Source organism: Gordonia sp. OPL2 (assembly GCF_003797825.1).
GTDB lineage: Bacteria > Actinomycetota > Actinomycetes > Mycobacteriales > Mycobacteriaceae > Gordonia.
In genome coordinates this window covers 114,007-135,587 of sequence record NZ_RKME01000014.1, presented here as the reverse complement: position 1 = coordinate 135,587, position 21,581 = coordinate 114,007, and the positions used below count along the sequence as shown (strand labels likewise).

Below are 21,581 nucleotides of genomic sequence, written 5' to 3'. Positions count from 1 at the left end.
CCCTGCCACCACAAGCGGCGGTACACAACGGTGTCCCGTCGGCAGGCCCGGCTGATCTCCGAGGGTCCGCAGCAGTGGCCTCACCGGGCCCCGTCGCGGTCGCTGATCGAATACCGCCTTCCGCGAGTCACAGTGCAGTCCAGACGGTTTCATCGATCACGCTCGGGTCCCCGGTGGCCGGTGGACCCGATGTGTCGGTGACGCTCGAGGCACTGCGCAAGCACACCGCCATCTTCGCGGGTTCCGGATCGGGGAAGACCGTCCTCATACGCCGCATGATCGAAGAATGTGCTCTGCAGGGGGTCTCGTCGATCGTGCTCGACGTCAACAACGACCTCGCACGCCTCGGCATGCCGTGGCCGGACGGTCAACGAACCTGGTCGAGCGAACTGGAAGAGCGGAAGGCGAAACAGTATTTCGCCGACACCGAGGTCGCGGTGTTCACGCCGGGACGCTCCTCGGGACGTCCGCTCAGCTTTCGACCCCTGCCCGACTTCGCCGACGTCGTCGACGATCCCGATGAGTTCGAGGCAGCGGTCGAGGCCGCTGCCGCCGGGCTGATTCCACGTGCGTTGGTCGGCGGACGAACGGCGAAGGCGTCACAGTCCCAAGCGGTCCTGAAGGATGCGCTCCGATACTTCGGGCGGCAGGGACACGGCGGAATCGCTGAACTCATCGATCTGCTGACCGACCTTCCCGATGGTGTCAGCGGGCTTCGGGAGGCTCGTCGGTACGCGGCGGACATGGCCGAGAACCTGAAAGCCGCTCGCGCCAACGACCCGCTCTTCGGTGGAGCCGGCGCGCCAGCTGATCCCGGGGTGTTGCTCACCCCGTCCCCCGGCTACCGCGCACGCGTGTCGGTCATCAATCTCGCTGCGCTCTCGAGTGACGACAAACGGTCCAACTTCGTCAACGAACTGCAGATGGCGTTGTTCGCGTGGATCAAGAAGCATCCCGCCGGCGATCGTCCCCTCGGTGGGCTCTTCGTCATGGACGAGGCGCAGAACTACGCACCGTCCGACCGCGGTACGGCGTGTTCGCAGAGCACGCTCGCGCTCGTATCGCAGGCGCGCAAGTACGGGCTCGGCCTCGTGTTCGCGACGCAGGCGCCGAAGGGATTGAACGCCAAGATCCCCGGGAACTCGGCCACGCAGTTCTTCGGCATGCTCAACGCACCGGTGCAGATCGAGACCGCGCGCGAGATCGCCCGCGCGAAGGGCAGTTCCATCGACGACGTCGGCCGACTACGAACCGGTGTCTTCTATGTCGCCCGCGAGGGTGGCGGGTTCGCGAAGATCTCGACCCCACTGTGTCTGAGCCATCACCCGAAGAGCCCACCCACCGAGGAAGAGGTCGTCGAGATCGCTCGCGAATCGGCCGGCTGAGCCGCGACGACGCGTCTGCGCCGCGCTCAGAACGGTGGTGGGTTGTCTTTGTTCCACCGGTCGGTGGCACGTTTGTCGGCACGCCGAGCGGCTGCGGTGCGGTCGGCTCGGAGTGTGTCGATGCGTTGTCGGGCGGGGTGGTCGGGTGGATGTGCGGTGGTGGTGAGACTGGTGAACAGGTCGCGGCCGGTGAACGCGTTGCCCAGATACGTGTGGCCGGTGGGTGACTGGAAGAACACGGTTCCCATCGGATCCTGATAGTCACGCCAGCCGATGCCGAAGGTTTTCAGCCGGTGGTGAAAACGACACAGAGGCTTGAGGTTTCGAGGATGGGTTGGGCCGCCGTCGCCGTGCGGGACGGAGTGGTCGAGGTCGGTGTGCCAGACCCGGTTGTTGCAGCCGGGGAAACTGCAGCACAACTCGCCGGCCCGCACGAGGTCGGCCACCTTCTTCGACGGTGCATAACGGGCGATGGCCTGCGGTGACGTCGACAGGTCGGTACGCACGTAGGTTCTGCGTGCCTCGCTGAGCAATTGACGTGCGGTGTCGGCATCGATCACCCCGTGCCCGTCGAGCATGGCCGGATCGTTGTCGTGGCCGAGCAGGGTGCTCAGGTTGACCACGATGTGAAACGTCGGGCGTGGTGTGGTGTCGGGGACCGGAGCAGGCGTGTCCTCGGCGATGGCGGATTCGCCGGTATCGGTGTCGGACTCGGCTTCGAGGTCCGCCGTCGGCTCCGTCTCCGGTACGGGCGCTGGTGCGCCCGACTCGGCTGGTGTGTCGAGTTCCGCGTCGGCCTGGTGGGTGGTGCAGGCCTCGCAGCGGCATGCCAGGGTGGTGATGCCCTCGGCGAGGGCCACCAACGCATCGGCGCGGCGCTGCTCGAGGGTGCGGGGGTCGCCGGGGTGGACCGAGGCGGCCATCGAGGTCAGCCGGGCATCGACCGCGGCGGCTTTCTCCGCGGGCAGGGCCCCGGAGATCCGCGACTGGCCGGGGGTGTGGCGATCGGGACGTAGCGAGACGTTGCGGTCGGCGTCGACACGCTCGCGTCGACGCTGCAGGGCCGAGGGATCGATCTGCGCGATGATCTTGTCGACCATCGCCTGAAACCGTGTCAGCGACATGGGTTCACGGGTGTCGATCGCCTCGGCGAGGTCGGTGTCGATCAGGTGCAGTGTCTCCGTGGAGCAGAACGCGACTCGACGCACCGCGATCAGCAAGCGCGCCACATCGATACGTCCGGACGCCAGGGTCGCGCCGGTGAACGGCAGGTGATGGCGCATCACGTTGCCCGCCTCGATCAACTCGCGGGCCCGGGCAGGCGCGACCGTCAGTGCGGCACCGACTTCGGCGACGGCGTGATCGAGACCGGTGGGCCCGTACTGTGCGCGGGGGTCGGCTCCGGCCGCCGCCCGCTGGGCCAGCTGCTCGAGCTCGGCCAGGGTGGTGGCCTCGCCGGTCCCGACACCGGCAGCGATCCGCGCCAGATACTCCTGCTCACGCTCATCGTGGATCAGGCTGGCCGCCTGGATCATCCGGTAATCGGCACTGGCCCGCACGGCGTTGCAATGATGCAACACCTCCACGAGCTCAGTCGCCGAGTGCTGCTCATCCTCGGCCAGGCGGGCCACCAAGGGAGCTGTCGAAGTCATGAATCAAACATACATTCGACCACCGACAAGAACGTGACCTCCTTGGCCGGCACCCTCAGATGCCGCGGTTTGTCGACGAACTCGTCGACCAGCCGTGAGGGCCTGTCCCAGATGACATCTCAGACGACCGCCGACGCCCCGGACGCCATGGTCGTCTGCTGAGGTGACATCTGGGACATCGCCCGGCCGAACCGACCTCACAGGATGGGCACCTCCACCGGGCGGACGGAACCTCCGTCACCTCACGACGTCGTGTTCGCCTTCGCCGCCGCCGCGGCAACCGCCTCCAGGACCGGGGGCACGTCGAGTTCTCCGGTGACCGCCTCGATCAGGGTCAGCATGCCGGGGTGCTCGGCTGCGTCGGCGAGTGCCGCCGACAACTCGTTCGCCGTGGCCACCCGGTGGGCACGGACGGTATCCGGAGTACCACCGAATGCGGCGGGCAGCGCAGTCCAGTTCCACGCAGCGATGTCGTTGTAGGCCTTGGCCGGCCCGTGGATCGCCCGCTCGACCGTGTACCCGTTGTTGTTGACCACGACGATCACCGCGGGGATGCGCAGGCGGATGACGGTGCCGAGCTCGGCGATGGTCAATTGGGCTGCACCATCACCGATCAGGAGTACCGGGCGTCGTTCCGGGGCGGCGACGGCGGCACCGACGATGGCCGGCAGGGTGTAGCCGATCGATGCCCACAGCGGCTGACCGATGAACACCGCTCCGTGCGGCAGATGCTGACCGGCCATCCCGTAGAAGGACGTGCCCTGATCGGCGAGGACGATGTCCGACGATGTCAACGCCATCGCCACGCGCTCCCATAGCACCGCCTGCGACAGAGGTGAATTCGCGTCGGACGAGTCGGTCACGGGCACCGAGTCGGGTGTCGGGGCCGGTACTTCGTCGGCCGGGTCCGCCGGCGGGGTCACGTCTGTCAGTGCGGCGAGCGCATCCCTCATCTCGATACCGGTGAACACCTCCCCCGCGACCACGGCGGTGTGTGGCTGTAGGTCGATCCGCCGGTTGGCGTCGAGGTGCTGGCTGAAGAAGCCGGAGATGAGGTCGGTGAAGTAGACGCCGGCGGTGACGAGGCAGGGAGCGTTCTCGATGGCGTCACGGACCGCCGGACTGCTCGCGGCCCCGAGATACAGTCCGAGATAGCCGGGGCCGCTCTCGTCGACCACCCGTCGCCCCCAGAGCAGCGACGCATAGCGGAGGCCACCGACCTTGATCAACCGATCGAGTTCGTCCTGTGCGCCGGCCCGGTGGACGTAGATGTCGGCCAGGACGACCGGGGGTCGCCCGTCGAGCAAACGTCGTGCAGCCGCGGTGAACTGGCGCAGCACCGTCGTGTCCGTCGTCGCCGCCGGCACCGCGAGGGGTTCCGACGGCGGTGTGCAGGGCGCCTCGGCGACGTCGGCCGGCAGCGACAGGTAGCCCGGCTGACGGAGCGCCACCATTGTCGCCAAGACACGGTCGATCTCTCCCGGGGCGGTCGCCTCGGTCAGTTTCGCCTGCGCCACCGTCACCTCGGCGGTCATGCGCAGCGTGTGGTCGAAGTCGCCGTCGCCGAGCGAATGATGGGTCGGCCTCCCGGCGGCCTGCACGGGTTCGGTCGGCGACCCGACGAGATGAAGGACCGCCACGTGTTCGGCGTAGGCACCCGCGACGGCGTTGATCGCGCTGAGTTCGCCCACTCCGAAGGTCGAGCACACGACACCGACCCCGCGCATCCGGGCGTAGCCATCCGCGGCGTAGCCCGCGCCGAGTTCGTTGGCGGTACCGACCCACGAGAGGTCGTCACGGTCGTCGATGTGGTCGAGGAGTCCCAGGGTGAAGTCGCCGGGTACCCCGAAGACGGTGTCGACGCCGAGTTCGACCAACCGATCGAAGAGGTGATCGGCAACGGTGTACGGAGTCGTCATGCGTGCGCCTGTCAGTCGTCGTTGTCGGGGCCCCGGCCCTGTCGATTCTGTCCGACTTCACCGGATCCCTCTCACAAAGCGATCACATCGGTCGCGACCTTGTCGGACCGCTCTGGTCTACTCGATCGCACCTTCGAACAAAGGAGCGAATCATGTCCGATCACGCCGCCGCCATCCGGGGTCTGCGTCGCTGGCACCCGAACCCGGTGATCCAGGACACGATCAATCGGATCCGGGCACACGGCTGGGCGGTGACCGCCATCAGCGAGCAATGCTCGTGTCGGTCGGGGACCTGTTCGTCGCCGGACTGCTCGTTTGCGTACACGTCCGGCCTGGGACTGCACGGCATACCGGAGTTCGCCGTGTACGGACTCGACGCCTGGACGAGTCGAGAGGTCCTCAACGAGCTCGGCGACGTCTTCCACACCCACGACTGGCACGATGCCGTGACCCGGGGCATCGACGTGCGGCTCAGCTCGATCGAGGTTCCGGTACGTCTGATCGAGATGATCGACAAGGACGATTTGCACATCACGAACGAACTGTTCCCGGATTCACCTGCGCTACAGGCCATCTGGCCTGACGATCACGGACGCCTCCCCTGGGACGACGGCTATTCGCTCCGCCCTGCCGACCAGGAGGTCAAGGGCGTCGTCGCCACCGGGTCGGACCGGGTGCGTGGATCCCGGGTGATCAACCGGCACCAGGGTGCGAATCGTGCGCAACGACGGGCGGCTGCGCGACGGAAGTACTGATGTCCTGAGATGACGAGTGGCCGTTGTCCGACGGCAGACTGCAGACGGTACGAATGCGAATGGCCCCACCCTCCGCCAGGAAGGTGGGGCCGTTCGTCAAACTTGTTGATCCCGTAGTACGAACCCGCGGCTACCGCGTGTTCGTACTACGAAATCGGGGAAGTCACCAGCTGGACTTTTGCACGCCCGGGAGCTCACCGGCGTGTGCCATCTCGCGCAGGCACACACGGCAAAGGCCGAACTTGCGGAACACCGAGTGCGGGCGACCGCACTTGTTGCACCGGGTGTAGCCCCGCACGGCGAACTTGGGCTTCTTGTTGGCCTTGTTGACCAGAGCCTTCTTTGCCATGTCAGTTGTCCTTCACGGAGTTGTCTTTGAACGGGAAGCCGAGCTGACGGAGCAGCGCGCGGCCTTCCTCGTCGGTGGTTGCCGAGGTGACGACGGTGATGTCCATACCGCGCGGGCGATCGATCTTGTCGATGTTGATCTCGTGGAACATCGACTGCTCGTTCAGTCCGAACGTGTAGTTGCCGTTGCCGTCGAACTGGCGATCAGACAGACCACGGAAGTCGCGGATACGCGGGAGCGCGATGGACACGAGGCGGTCCAGGAACTCCCACATGCGGTCGCCGCGCAGCGTGGCGCGGGCACCGATCGGCATGCCCTCGCGCAGCTTGAACTGCGCGATCGACTTGCGTGCCCGACGGATCTCCGGACGCTGACCGGTGATCAGGGCCAGATCCTCGACGGCGCCGTTGATCAACTTGGCGTCGCGAGCGGCGTCGCCCACACCCATGTTGACGACGACCTTGACGACACCCGGGATCTGCATCACGTTGTCGTAGGAGAATTCTTTGTTCAGCGCGTCCTTGATCTCCTCGCGGTAGCGAGTCTTCAGGCGCGGCTGGTTCTTGGTCTCGGCGGAGCTTGCGGAGCCGTTCTCGATTTCGGTGCTGGTCATATCAGATGTCCTTCCCGTTCTTGCGGGAAATCCGGACCTTCTTGCCGGTCTCCTCGTCGACGCGGTAGCCCACGCGAGTCGGGTTGCCGTCGGAATCCACGACCATCACGTTCGAGACGTGGATCTTGGCTTCCTGGGTCACGATGCCGCCGGAGGATGCGCCACGCTCGTTCGCCGAGGCGGCGGTGTGCTTCTTGATGCGGTTGACGCCCTCGACCAGGACCCGCTGCTCCTTCGGGAAGGCCTGGATGACCTTGCCCTTGGCGCCCTTGTCCTTGCCCGAGATGACGATCACGGTGTCACCCTTGTGGACCTTCATGTCAGATCACCTCCGGTGCCAGCGACACGATCTTCATGAAACGCTTCTCACGCAGCTCACGGCCGACCGGGCCGAAGATGCGGGTCCCGCGGGGGTCGCTCTCACCCTTGAGGATGACGGCGGCGTTCTCGTCGAAACGGATGTAGCTTCCGTCCGGACGACGGCGCTCCTTGGTGGTGCGCACGATGACCGCCTTGACGACCTCACCCTTTTTGACGTTGCCGCCCGGGATGGCGTCTTTGACAGTGGCGACGATCACGTCACCAATGCCGGCGTAGCGCCGCGAGGAACCGCCCAGCACGCGGATGCAGAGGATTTCCTTTGCACCGGTGTTGTCGGCGACCCGCAGGCGAGATTCCTGCTGAATCACTCGTCAATCTCCTTGACCTGGATGTTGATGTCCGCCGGATTGCCGACCCGACGCACACGGTCTGTCGCCCACCGAACACGCGCCTGCCTGGGGTTTTCGTCTTCCGACGGTCATCCCAGTGGGTTCGCGAACCGATTTGCGGCACGTCAATGCCGCAGGCAACCCCACAAGTGTAGGGGAAACCGCAGGTCGGGACCAAATCCCTGCCGGTGGGGGTTTGACCGCGGTCGGCTCCGGCAAACCCGCCGTCCGGTGTCCGGGGGGACTCCACCGCGGGCGGACGGCCGGGCGAGGCGGATTCGAATCCGACCAATCTGTACCTGACGCCCGCGCGAAGCACCCATAGACGGCCAACGCATCGGCCACCCGGCCGAGCCAACCGCCGACACGAGGGAGGACTGCGTGACCACGGACAACGTCATCCGGACCGATGGACCCACCGACGACCGGGACGAGGCGCATCACACCCGGACGATCCCGATGACCGCCGCTCAGCGGGGCATCTTCTATGCACAGCAGATCGATCCGGACGTGCCCATGTCCGTCGCGGCGTTCGCCGAGTTCCGCGACGCCGTCGACGCCGACGTGATGGACCGCGCGGTCGCGGCCACCGCCGCCGAGACGGAGTCGGGCCTGTTGCGCCTCGTCCCCACCGAGGACGGCGAACCGCAGACCCTCGTCGACACCGATCGTCGCGTCACTCTCGGGCGGCGCGACTTCGCCGATGCCGACGACCCGCGCGCTGCGGCGATGGCCTGGATCGACGAGCACCGCGGCACCCCGACCGACCTCTACACCGACCACCTCTTGCAGACGTACCTCCTGCGTCTCGGTGACACACACCACATCTGGTACTGCTGGGGCCATCACCTGGCATTCGACGGCTATGCCGCGATGTACATGATGTTGCGCGTCGCCCAGCACTACACCGCGATCGTCGACGGCACCGACGTCCCGCCCGCCGACATCGCGTCGATGGCCGATATCGCCGACTTCGACGCCGAATACCGCGCGTCGGACCAGTTCACCGCGGACCGCGATCACTGGGCGTCGCGACTCCTCGACGACGGAGAGATCCCCGAGGTCACCTCCCTGTCCCCGCGGACGGCGGTCGCCGCACCGACGGCGACCGTGCGCGATCACACCCTGCCCGCCGACCTCGTCGACACCATCCGGGGACTGGCGAAGGCACACCGCGTCCGTCCCGCGTCGGTGATCACCGCGGCGGTGGCCACCTATCTCGCGCGCCTCAACGACCGCGACGAGATGATGCTCAGCCTCCCGATGGCCGCGCGCGAACGCGAGATCCTCCGGACATCCGCCGGACTCACGTCGAACGTGGTGCCCATCCGCGCGCGCATCGACGACGGCAGCGGGCGGCCGATCACCACGGCCGATCTGCTGACCGCGGTGAACGGCGAGATCAAAGAGGCCGTGCGTCACCAGAAGTTCCGCCACGAGGACATCACCGGGGACGTCCTCGCCAGCCCCGGTGGCCGGCGAGGCTTCTTCGGCCCGATGGTCAACGTGATGCTGTTCTTCGAGCACATCGACTTCGGCACCCTCCGCGGCGAACTGAACGTGCTGTCCACCGGCCCCGTCGAAGACGCGTCCATCAACGTCTACGACGGCTTCACCGGCGGTATGCGCCTCGACCTCGAGGCCAATCCGAACGTCTACTCGCGCAACGAGATCGTCACCCACCACGATCGGATCATCGCGTTCCTCGAGCGCTTCGTACAGGCCGACCCGACGACCCCGGTGACCGACCTCCCGCTGATGGGCGCCGACGAGGCGGCCGCGGCGAACCGCGCGGCCGTCGGTGAGCACGTCGATCTCGGCGACACCACCCTCGTGGACCTCCTCACCGGCGCGGCCTGTCGGCATGCCGGGCAGCCCGCGCTCATCACCGACGACGGCACCACGCTGTCCTACGACGAACTCTCGCGGCGGGCCGACGCTGCTGCGGACGGGCTCCGCGCGCGCGGCATCGGTGCGGAAAGTGTTGTCGGCGTGGCACTCCCGCGTGGCATCGACCAGCTCGTCGGCCTGCATGCCACCATCCGTGCCGGCGGCGCCTTCCTGCCGATCGACCCGACCGAACCAGCCGAACGCCTCACCCACATCCTCGAGACCGCGCGCCCGGCGCTGGTGATCGCCGACGACGGCTTCCGCGCCCCCGGCGTCGACACCGTCGTCCTGCAGGCTCTGTCCCGTCCGGACACGGCACCGGCCGGACAACGGCATCCGCCCGCCGCGGTCCGCGGTGATCATCCCGCGTACGTGCTGTTCACCTCGGGCTCCACCGGAATGCCCAAGGGCGTGGTGATCTCGCACCGCTCGATCGTCAACCGGCTCCGGTGGATGCAGTCGCGATACACGCTGACCGGCAGCGACCGGGTCCTGCAGAAGACCCCGGCCACATTCGACGTGTCGGTCTGGGAGTTCTTCTGGCCGTTGGTCTCCGGAGCCGCGCTGGTCATCCCGTCGCCCGACGGACACCGTGACCCGTGGTATCTACGCGACATCATCGCCGCCCAGGGGATCACGACGACCCATTTCGTGCCGTCGATGCTGACGGCGTTCGCGACAGCCCACGCCGATGACGTCGCGGCCACCGGCGACGATCTCGATTCGCTGCGGCAGATCTTCACCAGCGGCGAGGCGCTCACCCCGGAGACGGTGGCGGCGACCGCCCGGCTGACGGACGCCCCCGTGCACAACCTCTACGGCCCCACCGAGGCCGCGATCGATGTGACCTTCCACGACCGCTGCGACGCCGACGCCGACACGGTCCCCATCGGCGCGCCGGTCTGGAACACCGGGGCGTACGTCCTCGACCATCGACTCGCCCCCCAGCCGGTCGGCGCCGTCGGCGAGCTCTACCTCGGCGGGGTCCAACTGGCCCGGGGCTATGCCCATCGTGCCGATCTGACCGCAGGGCGGTTCATCGCCGACCCGTCGGGTTCCGGCGAACGTCTCTACCGCACCGGCGATCTCGTGCGTCGTCGCGCGGACGGCGAACTCGAGTACCTCGGGCGCAGCGACTCCCAGATCAAGATCCGCGGCCAGCGCGTCGAACTCGGCGAGATCGAGGCGGCGCTGCACCGTGTCGACGGTGTGCGCGCCGCAGCGGTCGTCGTCCGCGGCGACCTCGTCGCCGACTCCGTCGCCGTCGTCGGATATGTCAGCGGACACGGCGACCTCGCCGAGCGTGATCTGCGGGCCGAGGTGGCCGACCACGTCCCCGATCACATGGTCCCGACCGCGATCCTCGTGCTCGACGATCTGCCGACCACGGCCAACGGCAAGCTCGACCGCCGGGCACTCCCGGCTCCGGAGCGCGCCACCGGCACCGAGCACCTCGCACCACGTAACCCACTCGAGGAACTCGTGGCCCGCACCGTGGCGACAGTGGTCGGCGTGGACGAGGTCTCCATGTCCGACAACTTCTTCGAGATCGGGGGCAACTCGCTCTCGGCCACCCGCGTGGCCGCCCGGCTCTCGCGGGCGACCGGTGAGCGGATCGGCATCCGCAGCATCTTCGATGCCGCCGACATCGCCGGTGTCGCGGCCGCACTCGTCGCCGCCGGCGTGCCCGCCGACGAACACCACACCGACCCCGTGGCCGACGTCTCCGTCCCGGTGCCGTCCGGTCCGGTCCCGCTCTCCCCCGCAGCCACCCGCCTGTGGCTGACCAACCGGATGGATCAGTCGGCGGCCGCGACGTACAACATCCCGTTCACCGTGCGGCTCGTCGGCGAGCTCGACACCGACGCGCTCAAGTCGGCACTGCTCGACATCGTCGCCCGTCACGAACCGTTGCGCACCAGGGTGACCGACGACGCCGGCACACCCTACGCCGACGTCGTCGATGCGGATCGCGTCGAGATCGACGTGCCGGTCTCCGATGCCGACAGCGCGCTGCCGGTTCGCGAGTTCGCGTCCGCGCCCTTCGATCTCGCACGCGATCTGCCGATCCGCGCACGGATCGTCCGCACCGGCGACGACGACCACAACCTGACCGTCGTCATCCATCACATCGCCGCCGACGGCTGGTCGCTCGCACCTCTGGCGACCGATCTCGCCGAGGCCTACCGCGCCCGCCGAGACGGTGACACACCGGAACTGGAACCCCTGCCCGTCACCTACTCGGAGGTCAGCGCACGGCGCCACGCCGTTCTCGATGCGACCATCGACGACGAACTGGACTTCTGGCGGACCGAGCTCGCCGGCTCACCGGGTGAGACCGAGTTGCCGTTCGACCGTCCGCGCACCCGGCTACCCGACCCGACCGGCGCCACCATCCACAGCGGCGTCGACGCGGCGGTGCACCGGAGCGTCCGGCAGATCGCCGACAGCACCGACTCCACCGTCTTCATGGTCTGCCACGCGATGGTTGCCGCCCTGCTGCGTGGCATGTCGCAGAACCCGGACATCACCGTCGGCACACCGGTCTCCGGTCGCGGTGACGCCGAACTCGACCCGATGGTCGGCATGTTCGTCAACACCGTCGTGCTGCGTACCGAGGTGGACAAGGACGCGTCGTTCTCCGACCTGCTCGGGCGGGTTCGCGATCGTGACCTCGCCGCCTTCGAGCACGCCGAGGTACCGTTCGATCGCCTGGTGACCGAGCTCAATCCCGAACGGGGCAACGTCCATCCGCTGTTCCAGGTCTCGGTCGCCGTCGAGGACAGCTCCGCGATCGACCTCGAGTTCGCCGGCCTGTCGGCGACCGCATCGCGGATCGACACCGGACACACGAAGTTCGACCTGCAGTTCACCTTCACCGAACACACCGCCGCCGATGGCGGACCGGGCGGGCTCGGCATCGAGATCGGCTATGCGACATCGCTGTTCGACCGCGCCACGGTCGCCGCACTCGCCCAGCGCCTGCGCCGGGTGGTCGACGCGGTCGTGCGTGACCCCCAGGTCACCATCGGTGACGTGTCGATGCTCGACCCGATGGAACGTCTCGACCTCGTCCCCGCGGTCGGCGCGGGCCGCCGCCCCGTCGAACATCTGTCGCGACTGCTCGACGCCGCCGTGGCAGCGGAACCGCAGCGCACCGCGTTGTCCGACAGAACCCACGACCTGACCTACGCCGAACTCGACGAGGCGTCGAACCGGTTGGCGCGCCTGCTCATCGCCCACGGCGCCGGCCCGGAACGATTCGTCGCGGTGTCGATGCCGCGCGGGGTCCGCTGGATGGTCACCCTGTGGGCGATCGCCCGCTCCGGGGCGGCCTGGGTGCCCGTCGATCCGGACTATCCCGCTGCGCGTATCGCTTTCATGATCGAGAACTCGGGCGCGGCCCTGGTCGTCACCGACTCGACGAGCGATCCGGGGGCCGACGGCGTCCGTTCACTGCGCCTCGACGACGACACGCTCCGCGAAGAGTTCGCCGCCCAGGATCCCGGTCCGGTCGTCGACGACGATCGACTGGCCCCACTCGCCGTCGACCACCCCGCCTACCTGATCTACACCTCCGGCACCACCGGCACGCCGAAGGGTGTCATCGTCAGTCACCGCGGGCTGTCCGACTTCGCCGCCGAGCAGGTCAGCCATTTCGGCCTCAGCCCGGACAGCCGCACCATGCAGTTGGCCTCGCCGAGCTTCGACGCCTCGGTGCTCGAGGTGCTGATGGCGGTGTCGGCCGCCGCGACGATGCACATCGTGCCCCCGGGCATCGTCGGCGGCCGCGAACTCGCCGACATCATGCGCGCGCGTCGGATCACCCACGCGTTCCTGACCCCGTCGCTGTTGACCACGATGGACCCCGATGAACTGCCCGACCTGCGCACACTGGTGATCGGCGGCGAGCACCCGAATCCCGAAGTGGTGCGCCGATGGTCGGCCGGCAGATCACTGTTCAACGCCTACGGGCCCACCGAGACCACGGTCGTCGCAACGATGTCCGAGGACATCAGTCCGGCCGACGAGGTCCTCACCATCGGTCGCCCCATCCGCGGCATCGCGGCGATGGTGCTCGACGAGCGTCTGCGCCCGGTGGCGCCCGGCGCGATCGGTGAGCTCTACATCGCCGGTCCGCATCTGGCGCGCGGCTATCACGGAGTTCGGCCACTGACGTCAAAGAGCTTCGTGGCCAACCCGTATGGCGACCCGGGTGATCGGATGTACCGTACCGGAGACCTCGTCCGATGGACGGCGGACCGTGGCGGCGACACCGGCGGGTCGACCGGACGGCGCCTCGAGTTCCGTGGCCGTGCCGATCACCAGATCAAGATCCGCGGGCACCGCATCGAACTCGGTGAGATCGATGCGGCCCTCGTCAGCGACGACGCCGTCACCGCGGCGGTCACGACGACACACGGCGAGCCCGCGTCCGCGCGGCTGGTGGCCTACGTGACTCTCGCCGACAGTGCCGATGGAGACGTCGACGACGTCGTGGCGACCGTCCGCGAGCGGCTGAGCCGGCGACTGCCGAAACACATGGTGCCCTCGGTCATCATCGAGCTCGACGAGATCCCGACCACCCCGATCGGCAAGGTCGATCTGCGTGCCCTCCCGGCGCCCGATTCGATCGGGACCGTCGACGGTGGCTCCCCCTACACCGCTCCGCGCACCGCCGCCGAGCAGAGGGTGGCCGCACTCGTCGCGGACCACCTCGGGATCGACGTCACGACCGTCGGCGCCGACCACGACTTCTTCGACCTGGGGGGCAATTCGCTCTCCGCGACCCAGTTGGTGGCCGGCCTGGAGGAGATCGACGGACGCCGAATCTCGGTGCGCGACATCTTCGACCACTCGACGATTGCCGCTCTCGCCCGGCTCGCCGGGGGCGACACCGGTACCAACACGGGCACCGGCACCGGCACCGACGCAACAGTTCCCGAGGACCAGCAGGACTCGCGGCCGCTGTCGCTGCTGCGGCACGACCCGGACACCGTGGTCGCCCCCGGCCCCGCGCAACAGCAGCTCTGGTTTCTCAATCGTCTTGCCCAGTCCGATGATTCGGCGGACGGTCAGATGTCGGCGAGCGCGTACAACATCGCGTTCGCACTCGACCTGCGCGGCGACCTGGACATCGATGCCCTGTCGGGCGCCCTGGTGCACGCCGTCGGACGCCACGAACCCCTGCGCACTGTCTACCCGGAACACGACGGACGTCCGGTCATGGATCTGCGGCCGGCCGACGACGTGATCAAGGAACTCACCGCGCAGGTCACCGATCACGCGGGCTGGACGGCGGATGCGCGTCACCTGGCCGGGGCCGGTTTCGACCTGACCGTCGACGCCCCCATCCGGGTCGCGCTGCATCGGATCGAGTCCGACGGCGACGAGCCCCGGAATCACCGGGCCGATCCGTCTGCAGCCCACCACAAGCTGACCATCGTCGTGCATCACATCGCTGCCGACGGCTGGTCGATGACGCCCCTGGCGCGCGACATCGCCGGGGCATACGCGGACCTGCACAACGGTCGATCACCGGCGCAGGAACCGTTGACGGTCGGCTACCGCGATTACCTCCGGTGGCAGGCCGAGAATCTGGGTGTCGACCCGCAACGTGGTCTCTCGATCGACGCACGCGAACTCGACGCCGACGTCGGCGGGCAGGACGGGACGCGGCTGGGCGAACTCGCCCGCTGGTGGCGTCGTGAACTCGAGGGGATCGACGCCTCCCCCGTCCTGCTCCCCGATCACGACGCCGAGGAGAGCGCGGAGACCTCCGATGCCGCCCACACCGGTGTGGTCGAGGTCGAGTTCGACGCCGGACTCCGGGGGCAGTTGCGCGCCCTGGCCGACGGCAAGGCCACCGAGTTCATGACGGTGCACGCCGTGTTCGCCGCCCTGCTGCACCGGCTGCACTCCGACCCTGATGTCCATGTCGCAGGAGCGGGTGCGGATGTCGTCATCGGCACCCCGGTCGCCGGACGCAACGATCCGCGCCTGTCCGACCTCGTCGGCATGTTCGTCAACTCCGTCGTGCTGCGCACACCGATCGACGGATCGGCAGACTTCGGCGAGGTGCTCGACACCGTGCGCCGCCACGATCTCGAAGCACTGTCGCAGGCCGATCTGCCGTTCGAGCAAGTCGTCGCTGCGGTCAATCCTCCACGCAACGATCGTCATCCGCTGTTCGGTGTGGTGCTCGCATTCGATGCGGAGACCACCGACGGCCGCGTGCCGACCGGCCCCTCCCTCGATCTCGAGGGACTCCAGGTCACACCGGAAGAGGTCGACACCGGCTCGGCGCGTTTCGATCTCGAGTTGCGCATTCGCGGCGACCGCGCCCGATTCACTTTCGCCGGCGACGTCCTGACCCGCGCCCGCGTGCAGTCCATCGCCGACGCGTTCGTGTCGCTGGCCCGTCAGATCGTCGCCGACCCACGGCGGCGCATCGACGAGCACGTCCTCACCTCGCCTCGTCCCACGGCGCTCCCGGCGACCGCTCCGCGTCACCTCGCCGACCTCCTCGAGGCGTCGGCCGCGGAGCACGCCGACACGGTCGCCATCGACACGGGGTCGGAGACGATCACCTATCGCACGCTCGACGAGCGTTCGTCGGCATGGGCGCATCGGCTGACCATGCTGGGTGTCGGCACCGAAGATGTCATCGCCGTCGCACTCGAGAGGTCGATCGAGTCCGTCGTCGCGGTGTGGGCCGTCGCCAAGGCGGGCGCCGCCGTCCTGCCGATCGATCCGCGATATCCCGCCGAGCGGGTCACCCACATGCTCACGGACTCCGGCGCCATCCTCGGCATCACCACCGCCGAACGGTTCGGCACACTGCCGCAGCGCATCTGGTGGGTCAGCACGACGTCGTTGGAGTCCGACGGCGTGATGGGCACCGCGCCGGTACGTCCGGTGACACGTCTCGTCGACAGCACGGCCTACGTCATCTACACGTCCGGGTCGACGGGCGAACCGAAGGGTGTGAACGTCACCCATCGCGGACTGGCGGCCTTCGCCACCGCCCAGCGTGACCGCTACGGCGTGACGGACGAGAGCCGTACCCTGCATTTCGCGTCACCGAGCTTCGACGCGGCCATGCTCGAGCTGCTGCTCGCCGTCGAGGCCGGGGCCACCATGGTCATCGCACCGCCGACGATCTACGGCGGCGACGAACTCGTCGATCTCCTGGCCGAGCAATCGGTGAGCCACGCATTCATCACCCCCGCGGCACTGTCGGCGGCCGCCGCGCGTGACCTGCCGTCGCTGGAGACCCTGGCGGTCGGCGGTGAGGCGTCACCACCCGAGCTGATCGCACGATGGGCACCGGGCCGGCGCTATCTCAACTGCTACGGACCGACCGAGACCACGATCGTCACGACGATGTCGCAGCCGCTGTCGCCCGGCGACGAGATCACCATCGGCACACCGATCGACGGTGCCACCGCACTCGTCCTCGATCATCGGCTGCGCCCCCTCCCCGACCGGGTTCCCGGCGAGCTCTACCTCGTCGGCGACGGGGTCGCCCGCGGTTACCTGAACCGGACCCAGCTCACCGCAACGCGTTTCGTGGCTGCGCCGGATGCCGACGGCCGGGTCATGTACCGGACCGGCGACGTCGTCAGCCGACGACCCAACGGCGCACTGATCTACCACGGACGCAGTGACAACCAGGTGAAGGTGCGTGGCTTCCGCATCGAACTCGACGAGGTGACGTCGGCGATCAGCCGGCACCCGGCTGTCGACTTCGCCACCACCCTCGTGCACGGCACCGGGGCCGACGCCGTCCTGGTCTCGTACGTGACGATCGCCGAGGACGTCGCACTCGACGCCCGACCGGAGGGCGCCGACGTCCTGGCCGCCGTCCGCGGACGTCTGCCCGCCCAGATGGTCCCCGCGTCGATCACGGTCATCGACCGGATCCCGCTGACCCGCAACGGCAAACTCGACCGCGCGGCGCTGCCGGCCCCGACGTCGACGACACGCACCGGGTCGGGTCCGGCTCCGGAGTCGTTGGCGGAGAAGCTCGTCGCGCAGGTACTCGCCGACGTCCTCGGAGTCCGCGACGTCTCGTCGACCGACGACTTCTTCGAACTGGGCGGCACCTCGTTGCAGGCCACCACGCTCACCAGTCGACTCAACCATGTCCACCGCGGACAACCGCTGCGCGTCCGCGAGGTCTTCGACAACGCCACCGTCGCGGAACTCGCCGCCCTGATCGATCCTGTCCCCGATGCGCTCGACGAGGCACCGGCGCCGGAACCCGTCGCGCCCGCCGATCGTCCGTCGACGGTGCCCTTGGCGCCGGTGCAGCGACGACTGTGGTCGCTGACCCGGGCGGCGCCGGACTCGACGCAGTACACGATGCCGTTCTCGTTGCGGCTGACCGGCCGCCTCTCGGTGGATGCCCTGCGGGGCGCGCTGGAGGACGTCGTCACCCGCCACACCGCGCTGCGCACGGTCTACCCGGTGCGTGACGGCGAACCCGTGGGCGTCGTGCTCGACGAGCCCGCCGATGTCGTGGGTTCGGTACGGGTCCACCGTCACGCCGACCCCGCCGGGGTTGCCGACGAGATCTGCGCCCGCCCGTTCGACCTCACCGTCGACCCGCCGTTCCGCGCGGCCGTCGCGTCGTCGGGCAGCGAGGAGCACGTGTTGATCCTCGCGATCCACCACATCGCCGCCGACGGCGCATCGTTGCCGGTGCTCATCGGCGACCTCTTGACCGCCTACCGCGAGCGCCTCGCCGGCCGGTCCGAGGCGTGGCAGGCCGCCGACGTCGACTTCCGGGACTATGCCCTGCGGATGGCGTCGGAGGGGCTGGCCGAAGACGACCTCGCCTATTGGACGGCGCGTCTGGCCGATGCCCCGACCGAGACGACCCTCCCGGCCACCGTCGCCGACGAGGCCCCGTCCGACCGTGGGGCGCTGGCCACCGTCGCCATCGACGACGATGTGCGCGAGGGACTCACCCGTTTCGTCCGTGACCACAACACCACGGCATTCTCCGTGCTGCACAGTGCGCTGGCGATCCTGTTGCACCGCATGGGTCTCGGCCGCGATGTCGTCGTCGGGACGCCGGTGGCCAACCGATCGCCGCGGTCGGGTGGTGCGCTCGACTTCTCCGGCGTCGTCGGCATGTTCGTCAACACCCTCGCCCTGCGGACCCGGATCGAGCCGGGCCGCAGTGTCGCCGACATGGTCGCCGACGTCCGCGACGACGACCTCGAGGCGCTCGATCACCGCGACGTCCCGTTCGACGACGTGGTCAGTGAACTCAACCCCGTGCGCGAGGCCGGGCGGCATCCGCTCTTCCAGATCGCGCTGTCGGTCCACGATTTCGCCGACGGCATCGATGGTTCGGCGCTCGAGGTCGACGATGACCTCGGCGTCGAGGTCTCCGAGATCGACACCGGGACCGCCAAGTTCGATCTGCAGTTCACCGTCACCGGGATGAGCCCGGCGGCGCAGAACGCCTCGGTCGAGGTGTCCTACGCGGCAGGCCGCTACCGCCGCGACGATGTCGAACTACTCGTCACCCGCCTGATGCGGGTCGTGCGGGCGATGATCTGTGACCCGCAGCGGGCCGTCGGCGACATCCGTGTCACCGATCCGCTCGAGGTGGCCCGGTTCAGCCCGGTCACCGGTCCACGCCCGTCGCGTCCGGTGACATTCGGGGCGCTGCTCGACGAGGCGGTGCGACGCAACCCGAACGGACTCGCCGCGGTGACCGAGGACGACTCCATCACCTACGCCGAACTCGATGCTCGGGCGAATCGTCTGGCACGCGTCCTGCTCGGTCGCGGGATCGGTTCGCGGGCAGAGGACTCGGAGGGTGCCGACGCGGTCGCCGGTGAACCGGTGGTCGCGATGGCCGTGCCACGGTCCATCGAGGCGCTCGTCGCGATCTGGGCGATCATCCGTTCCGGCGCCGCATACGTGCCGGTCGATCCGACCTACCCCGCGGACCGCATCGCGCACATGCTCGACGACAGCGGCGCCTGCCTCGTCGTCACCACCGAGGAGGCGCGGTCGTCGGTCACCACGGACACCCCGATGATCGTGCTGGACGACCCGGCGGTCCGCAGGCGGATCGGACATTCGTCGCCGGCACCGCTGAGTGACGACGAACGGACGACGCAGATCCGCGTGGATCAACTCGCGTACATCATCTACACGTCCGGCTCGACCGGAAAGCCCAAGGGCGTCCTGGTTCCGCATTCGGGCCTGACCGCGGTACGCGACGAGCTGCGGGAGCGTCTCGCGCCGAACATGTCGTCGCGCGTACTCCATTTCGCGTCACCGAGTTTCGATGCCTCCGTGCTCGAGTTCCTGCTGGCCTCGGCCGGCGCGGCGACGCTCGTCGTCGCCCCGACCGACGTCTACGGTGGCGCGCCGCTCGCCGACTTCATCGACCGCCATGGTGTCACGCACGCCTTCATCACCCCGGCGGCGGTGGCCAGCATGGATCCCCACGCGGTACCCACGCTGCAGGCGCTGGCGATCGGCGGCGAGGCATTCGGCAGCGAGCTCATGCGCCGTTGGGCGCCGGGCCGCACCCTCATCAACGTCTACGGCCCGACCGAGACGACCGTGATCACCACGGGCAGTGAGGAACTGTCGACCGACGCCGACCTCACCATCGGTACCCCCAACAACGGTGTCGCCGCGCTCGTCCTCGACGACCGTCTGCATCCGGTGCCGCCTGGGGTGACCGGGGAGCTGTATCTGATCGGCGATCAGGTGACCCGCGGCTACCACCGACGGCCCGATCTCACCGCTGCCCGGTTCGTCCCGGCACCGATGGTGGCCGGCCCGCGCTATGCCGGATCCCGTATGTACCGCACCGGAGATCTCGTGCGGTGGACCGACGACGGACGCCTGCGCTACGTCGGTCGCGGCGACAACCAGGTGCAGGTGCGTGGCTTCCGCATCGAGCTCGGCGAGATCGACGACGCCCTCGCCGCGCAACCTGCCGTCGACTTCGCGGTCACGGTCGTCGACAACCCGTCGGCCGACGGTGGAAGCGGTCCCGCCTCGGTGCGCAGCTACGTCACCGCGACGCGCGGCCACGATCCGGATCCGGAGGCGTTGCGGCGTGACGTCGCGGCACTGCTCCCCCGGCACATGGTGCCGGCGTCGATCACCGTCCTCGACGAGATACCGATGACGCCGGTCGGGAAGCTGGATCGCCGGGCACTGCCCGAACCGCCGCGTCGCGCGCCGTCTCGCGCGCCGCGGCCCGGCACCGAGTCGACCGTCGCCGCGCTCTTCGCCGAGGTACTCGACGTCGATGTCACCGAGGTCGGCGCCGACGACGGGTTCTTCGACCTCGGCGGCAACTCGTTGATGGCGACCGCCGTGACGACACGCCTGTCGGAGACCTCCGGCCGCGACATCAACGCCGGCATCCTGTTCACCGCTCCGACACCGGCCGAGCTGGCCGCGATCGTCGACGGCCATGGAACGCCGGAGGGTGTCGAGGGGCGCGGTGTCGTCGATCCGTTCGCGACGGTCCTCCCGCTGCGACGCGCGAGGTCGTCGGCCGAGCAGGTCGCACCACTGTTCGTGGTGCATCCCGCCATCGGGCTGTCGTGGAGCTTCACCTCGCTGCTGCCGCACATCGATCCCGACCGGCCCGTGTACGGCCTGCAGAACCCGATGCTGTCGGGAGGGACGGAACCGCAGTCGATCAGCGAACTCGCCGCGCACTACATCCAGCGGATGCGGGAGATCGCACCGGCCGGCCCCTATCACCTCCTCGGCTGGTCCCTCGGCGGACTGATCGCTCAAGAGATGGCGATCCAACTGCAGGCCGCCGGTGACGATGTCGACGAGCTCGTGCTGCTCGACTCGTTCGTGGTCGCCGACCGTCCCGGCTACGACGAGACGCCGTCCGTCGCCGAGCTGCTGGCCGAGTTCGGCCTTTCCGCCGAGACCGACCACGGCGGCGAACCGACGATCACCGAGGCGTGGCAGGCGGTCCGCGAGGCCGGGGGTCCGCTCGGTGGGCTCACCGAGGCCGAGTTCGGCAGGGTGCATCGCGCCTTCCTGTCCGCCACGCCGCTGGCCGCCGATTGGCGACCGCGCACGTATCACGGCGACGCGGTGTTCGTGACCGCGACGGCGGACCCGCCGCCCGGCGGCCCCGCGGTCCAGGACTGGGACGGACGCATCACCGGCACCGTCACGGAGTTCACCGTGGACTGCAGTCACGCCCGGATGCTGCTGCCGGAGAACGTCTCCGACTATTCCTCCGCGATCGACCGATCCGCGCGCCCTCGTCGCACGAACGAAGGGTGAGA

The 21,581-nt window shown here is 68.6% G+C and carries 9 protein-coding genes; 3 read left to right on the top strand and 6 right to left on the bottom strand.

Translation table 11 applies throughout. The annotated features are described in order from the left end of the window. The coding region (locus tag EEB19_RS14825; protein WP_187587552.1) for an ATP-binding protein at window positions 1–1,385 on the top strand (1,385 nt) is incomplete at its 5' end. Between the two features lie 26 nt (window positions 1,386–1,411). On the opposite strand, the gene EEB19_RS14820 is transcribed toward EEB19_RS14825, so the two are convergent. Both EEB19_RS14820 and EEB19_RS14815 read right to left on the bottom strand, forming a co-directional pair. After that, complete coding sequence (locus EEB19_RS14820) at window positions 1,412–3,037, bottom strand: HNH endonuclease signature motif containing protein (protein WP_262365680.1); 1,626 nt, start codon at window positions 3,035–3,037, stop codon at window positions 1,412–1,414. 242 nt (window positions 3,038–3,279) lie between these two features. Then, window positions 3,280–4,956, bottom strand: a complete 1,677-nt coding sequence (locus EEB19_RS14815) for an alpha-keto acid decarboxylase family protein (protein WP_187587550.1) — start codon at window positions 4,954–4,956, stop codon at window positions 3,280–3,282. A gap of 152 nt (window positions 4,957–5,108) precedes the next feature. Here EEB19_RS14815 and EEB19_RS14810 point away from each other — a divergent pair, with 152 nt between their 5' ends. Next, on the top strand, window positions 5,109–5,711 hold the full coding sequence (locus tag EEB19_RS14810; RefSeq protein ID WP_187587529.1) for a DUF4262 domain-containing protein: 603 nt from the start codon (window positions 5,109–5,111) through the stop codon (window positions 5,709–5,711). 163 nt (window positions 5,712–5,874) lie between these two features. Here the strand turns inward: EEB19_RS14810 and EEB19_RS14805 are convergent, their stop codons facing one another. From EEB19_RS14805 to rplN, 4 genes are read right to left on the bottom strand one after another with little or no spacing between them, the layout of a single operon-like run. Next, on the bottom strand, window positions 5,875–6,060 hold the full coding sequence (locus EEB19_RS14805) for a type Z 30S ribosomal protein S14 (protein ID WP_006338055.1): 186 nt from the start codon (window positions 6,058–6,060) through the stop codon (window positions 5,875–5,877). Window position 6,061: 1 nt separating this feature from the next. Then, complete coding sequence (gene rplE / locus EEB19_RS14800) at window positions 6,062–6,673, bottom strand: 50S ribosomal protein L5 (RefSeq protein ID WP_187587527.1); 612 nt, start codon at window positions 6,671–6,673, stop codon at window positions 6,062–6,064. 1 nt (window position 6,674) lies between these two features. Further along, entirely contained in the window at window positions 6,675–6,992 is a 318-nt protein-coding gene (gene rplX / locus EEB19_RS14795; protein ID WP_187587525.1) for a 50S ribosomal protein L24, read from the bottom strand. Between the two features lies 1 nt (window position 6,993). Then, entirely contained in the window at window positions 6,994–7,362 is a 369-nt protein-coding gene (gene rplN / locus EEB19_RS14790; RefSeq protein WP_187587523.1) for a 50S ribosomal protein L14, read from the bottom strand. Between the two features lie 480 nt (window positions 7,363–7,842). Between rplN and EEB19_RS14785 the strand changes: the two genes are divergently transcribed. Continuing rightward, window positions 7,843–21,579 (top strand): amino acid adenylation domain-containing protein, encoded by a 13,737-nt coding sequence (locus EEB19_RS14785; RefSeq protein WP_187587558.1) that lies wholly within the window; start codon window positions 7,843–7,845, stop codon window positions 21,577–21,579. Window positions 21,580–21,581 lie beyond the last annotated feature (2 nt).

Bases quoted from the DNA above. Each gene is read 5' to 3' on its own strand.
- rplX (WP_187587525.1), bottom strand. From the start codon at position 6,992: ATGAAGGTCCACAAGGGTGACACCGTGATCGTCATCTCGGGCAAGGAC.
- EEB19_RS14815 (WP_187587550.1), bottom strand. From the start codon at position 4,956: ATGACGACTCCGTACACCGTTGCCGATCACCTCTTCGATCGGTTGGTC.
- EEB19_RS14805 (WP_006338055.1), bottom strand. From the start codon at position 6,060: ATGGCAAAGAAGGCTCTGGTCAACAAGGCCAACAAGAAGCCCAAGTTC.
- rplE (WP_187587527.1), bottom strand. From the start codon at position 6,673: ATGACCAGCACCGAAATCGAGAACGGCTCCGCAAGCTCCGCCGAGACC.
- EEB19_RS14820 (WP_262365680.1), bottom strand. From the start codon at position 3,037: ATGACTTCGACAGCTCCCTTGGTGGCCCGCCTGGCCGAGGATGAGCAG.
- EEB19_RS14810 (WP_187587529.1), top strand. From the start codon at position 5,109: ATGTCCGATCACGCCGCCGCCATCCGGGGTCTGCGTCGCTGGCACCCG.
- EEB19_RS14785 (WP_187587558.1), top strand. From the start codon at position 7,843: ATGACCGCCGCTCAGCGGGGCATCTTCTATGCACAGCAGATCGATCCG.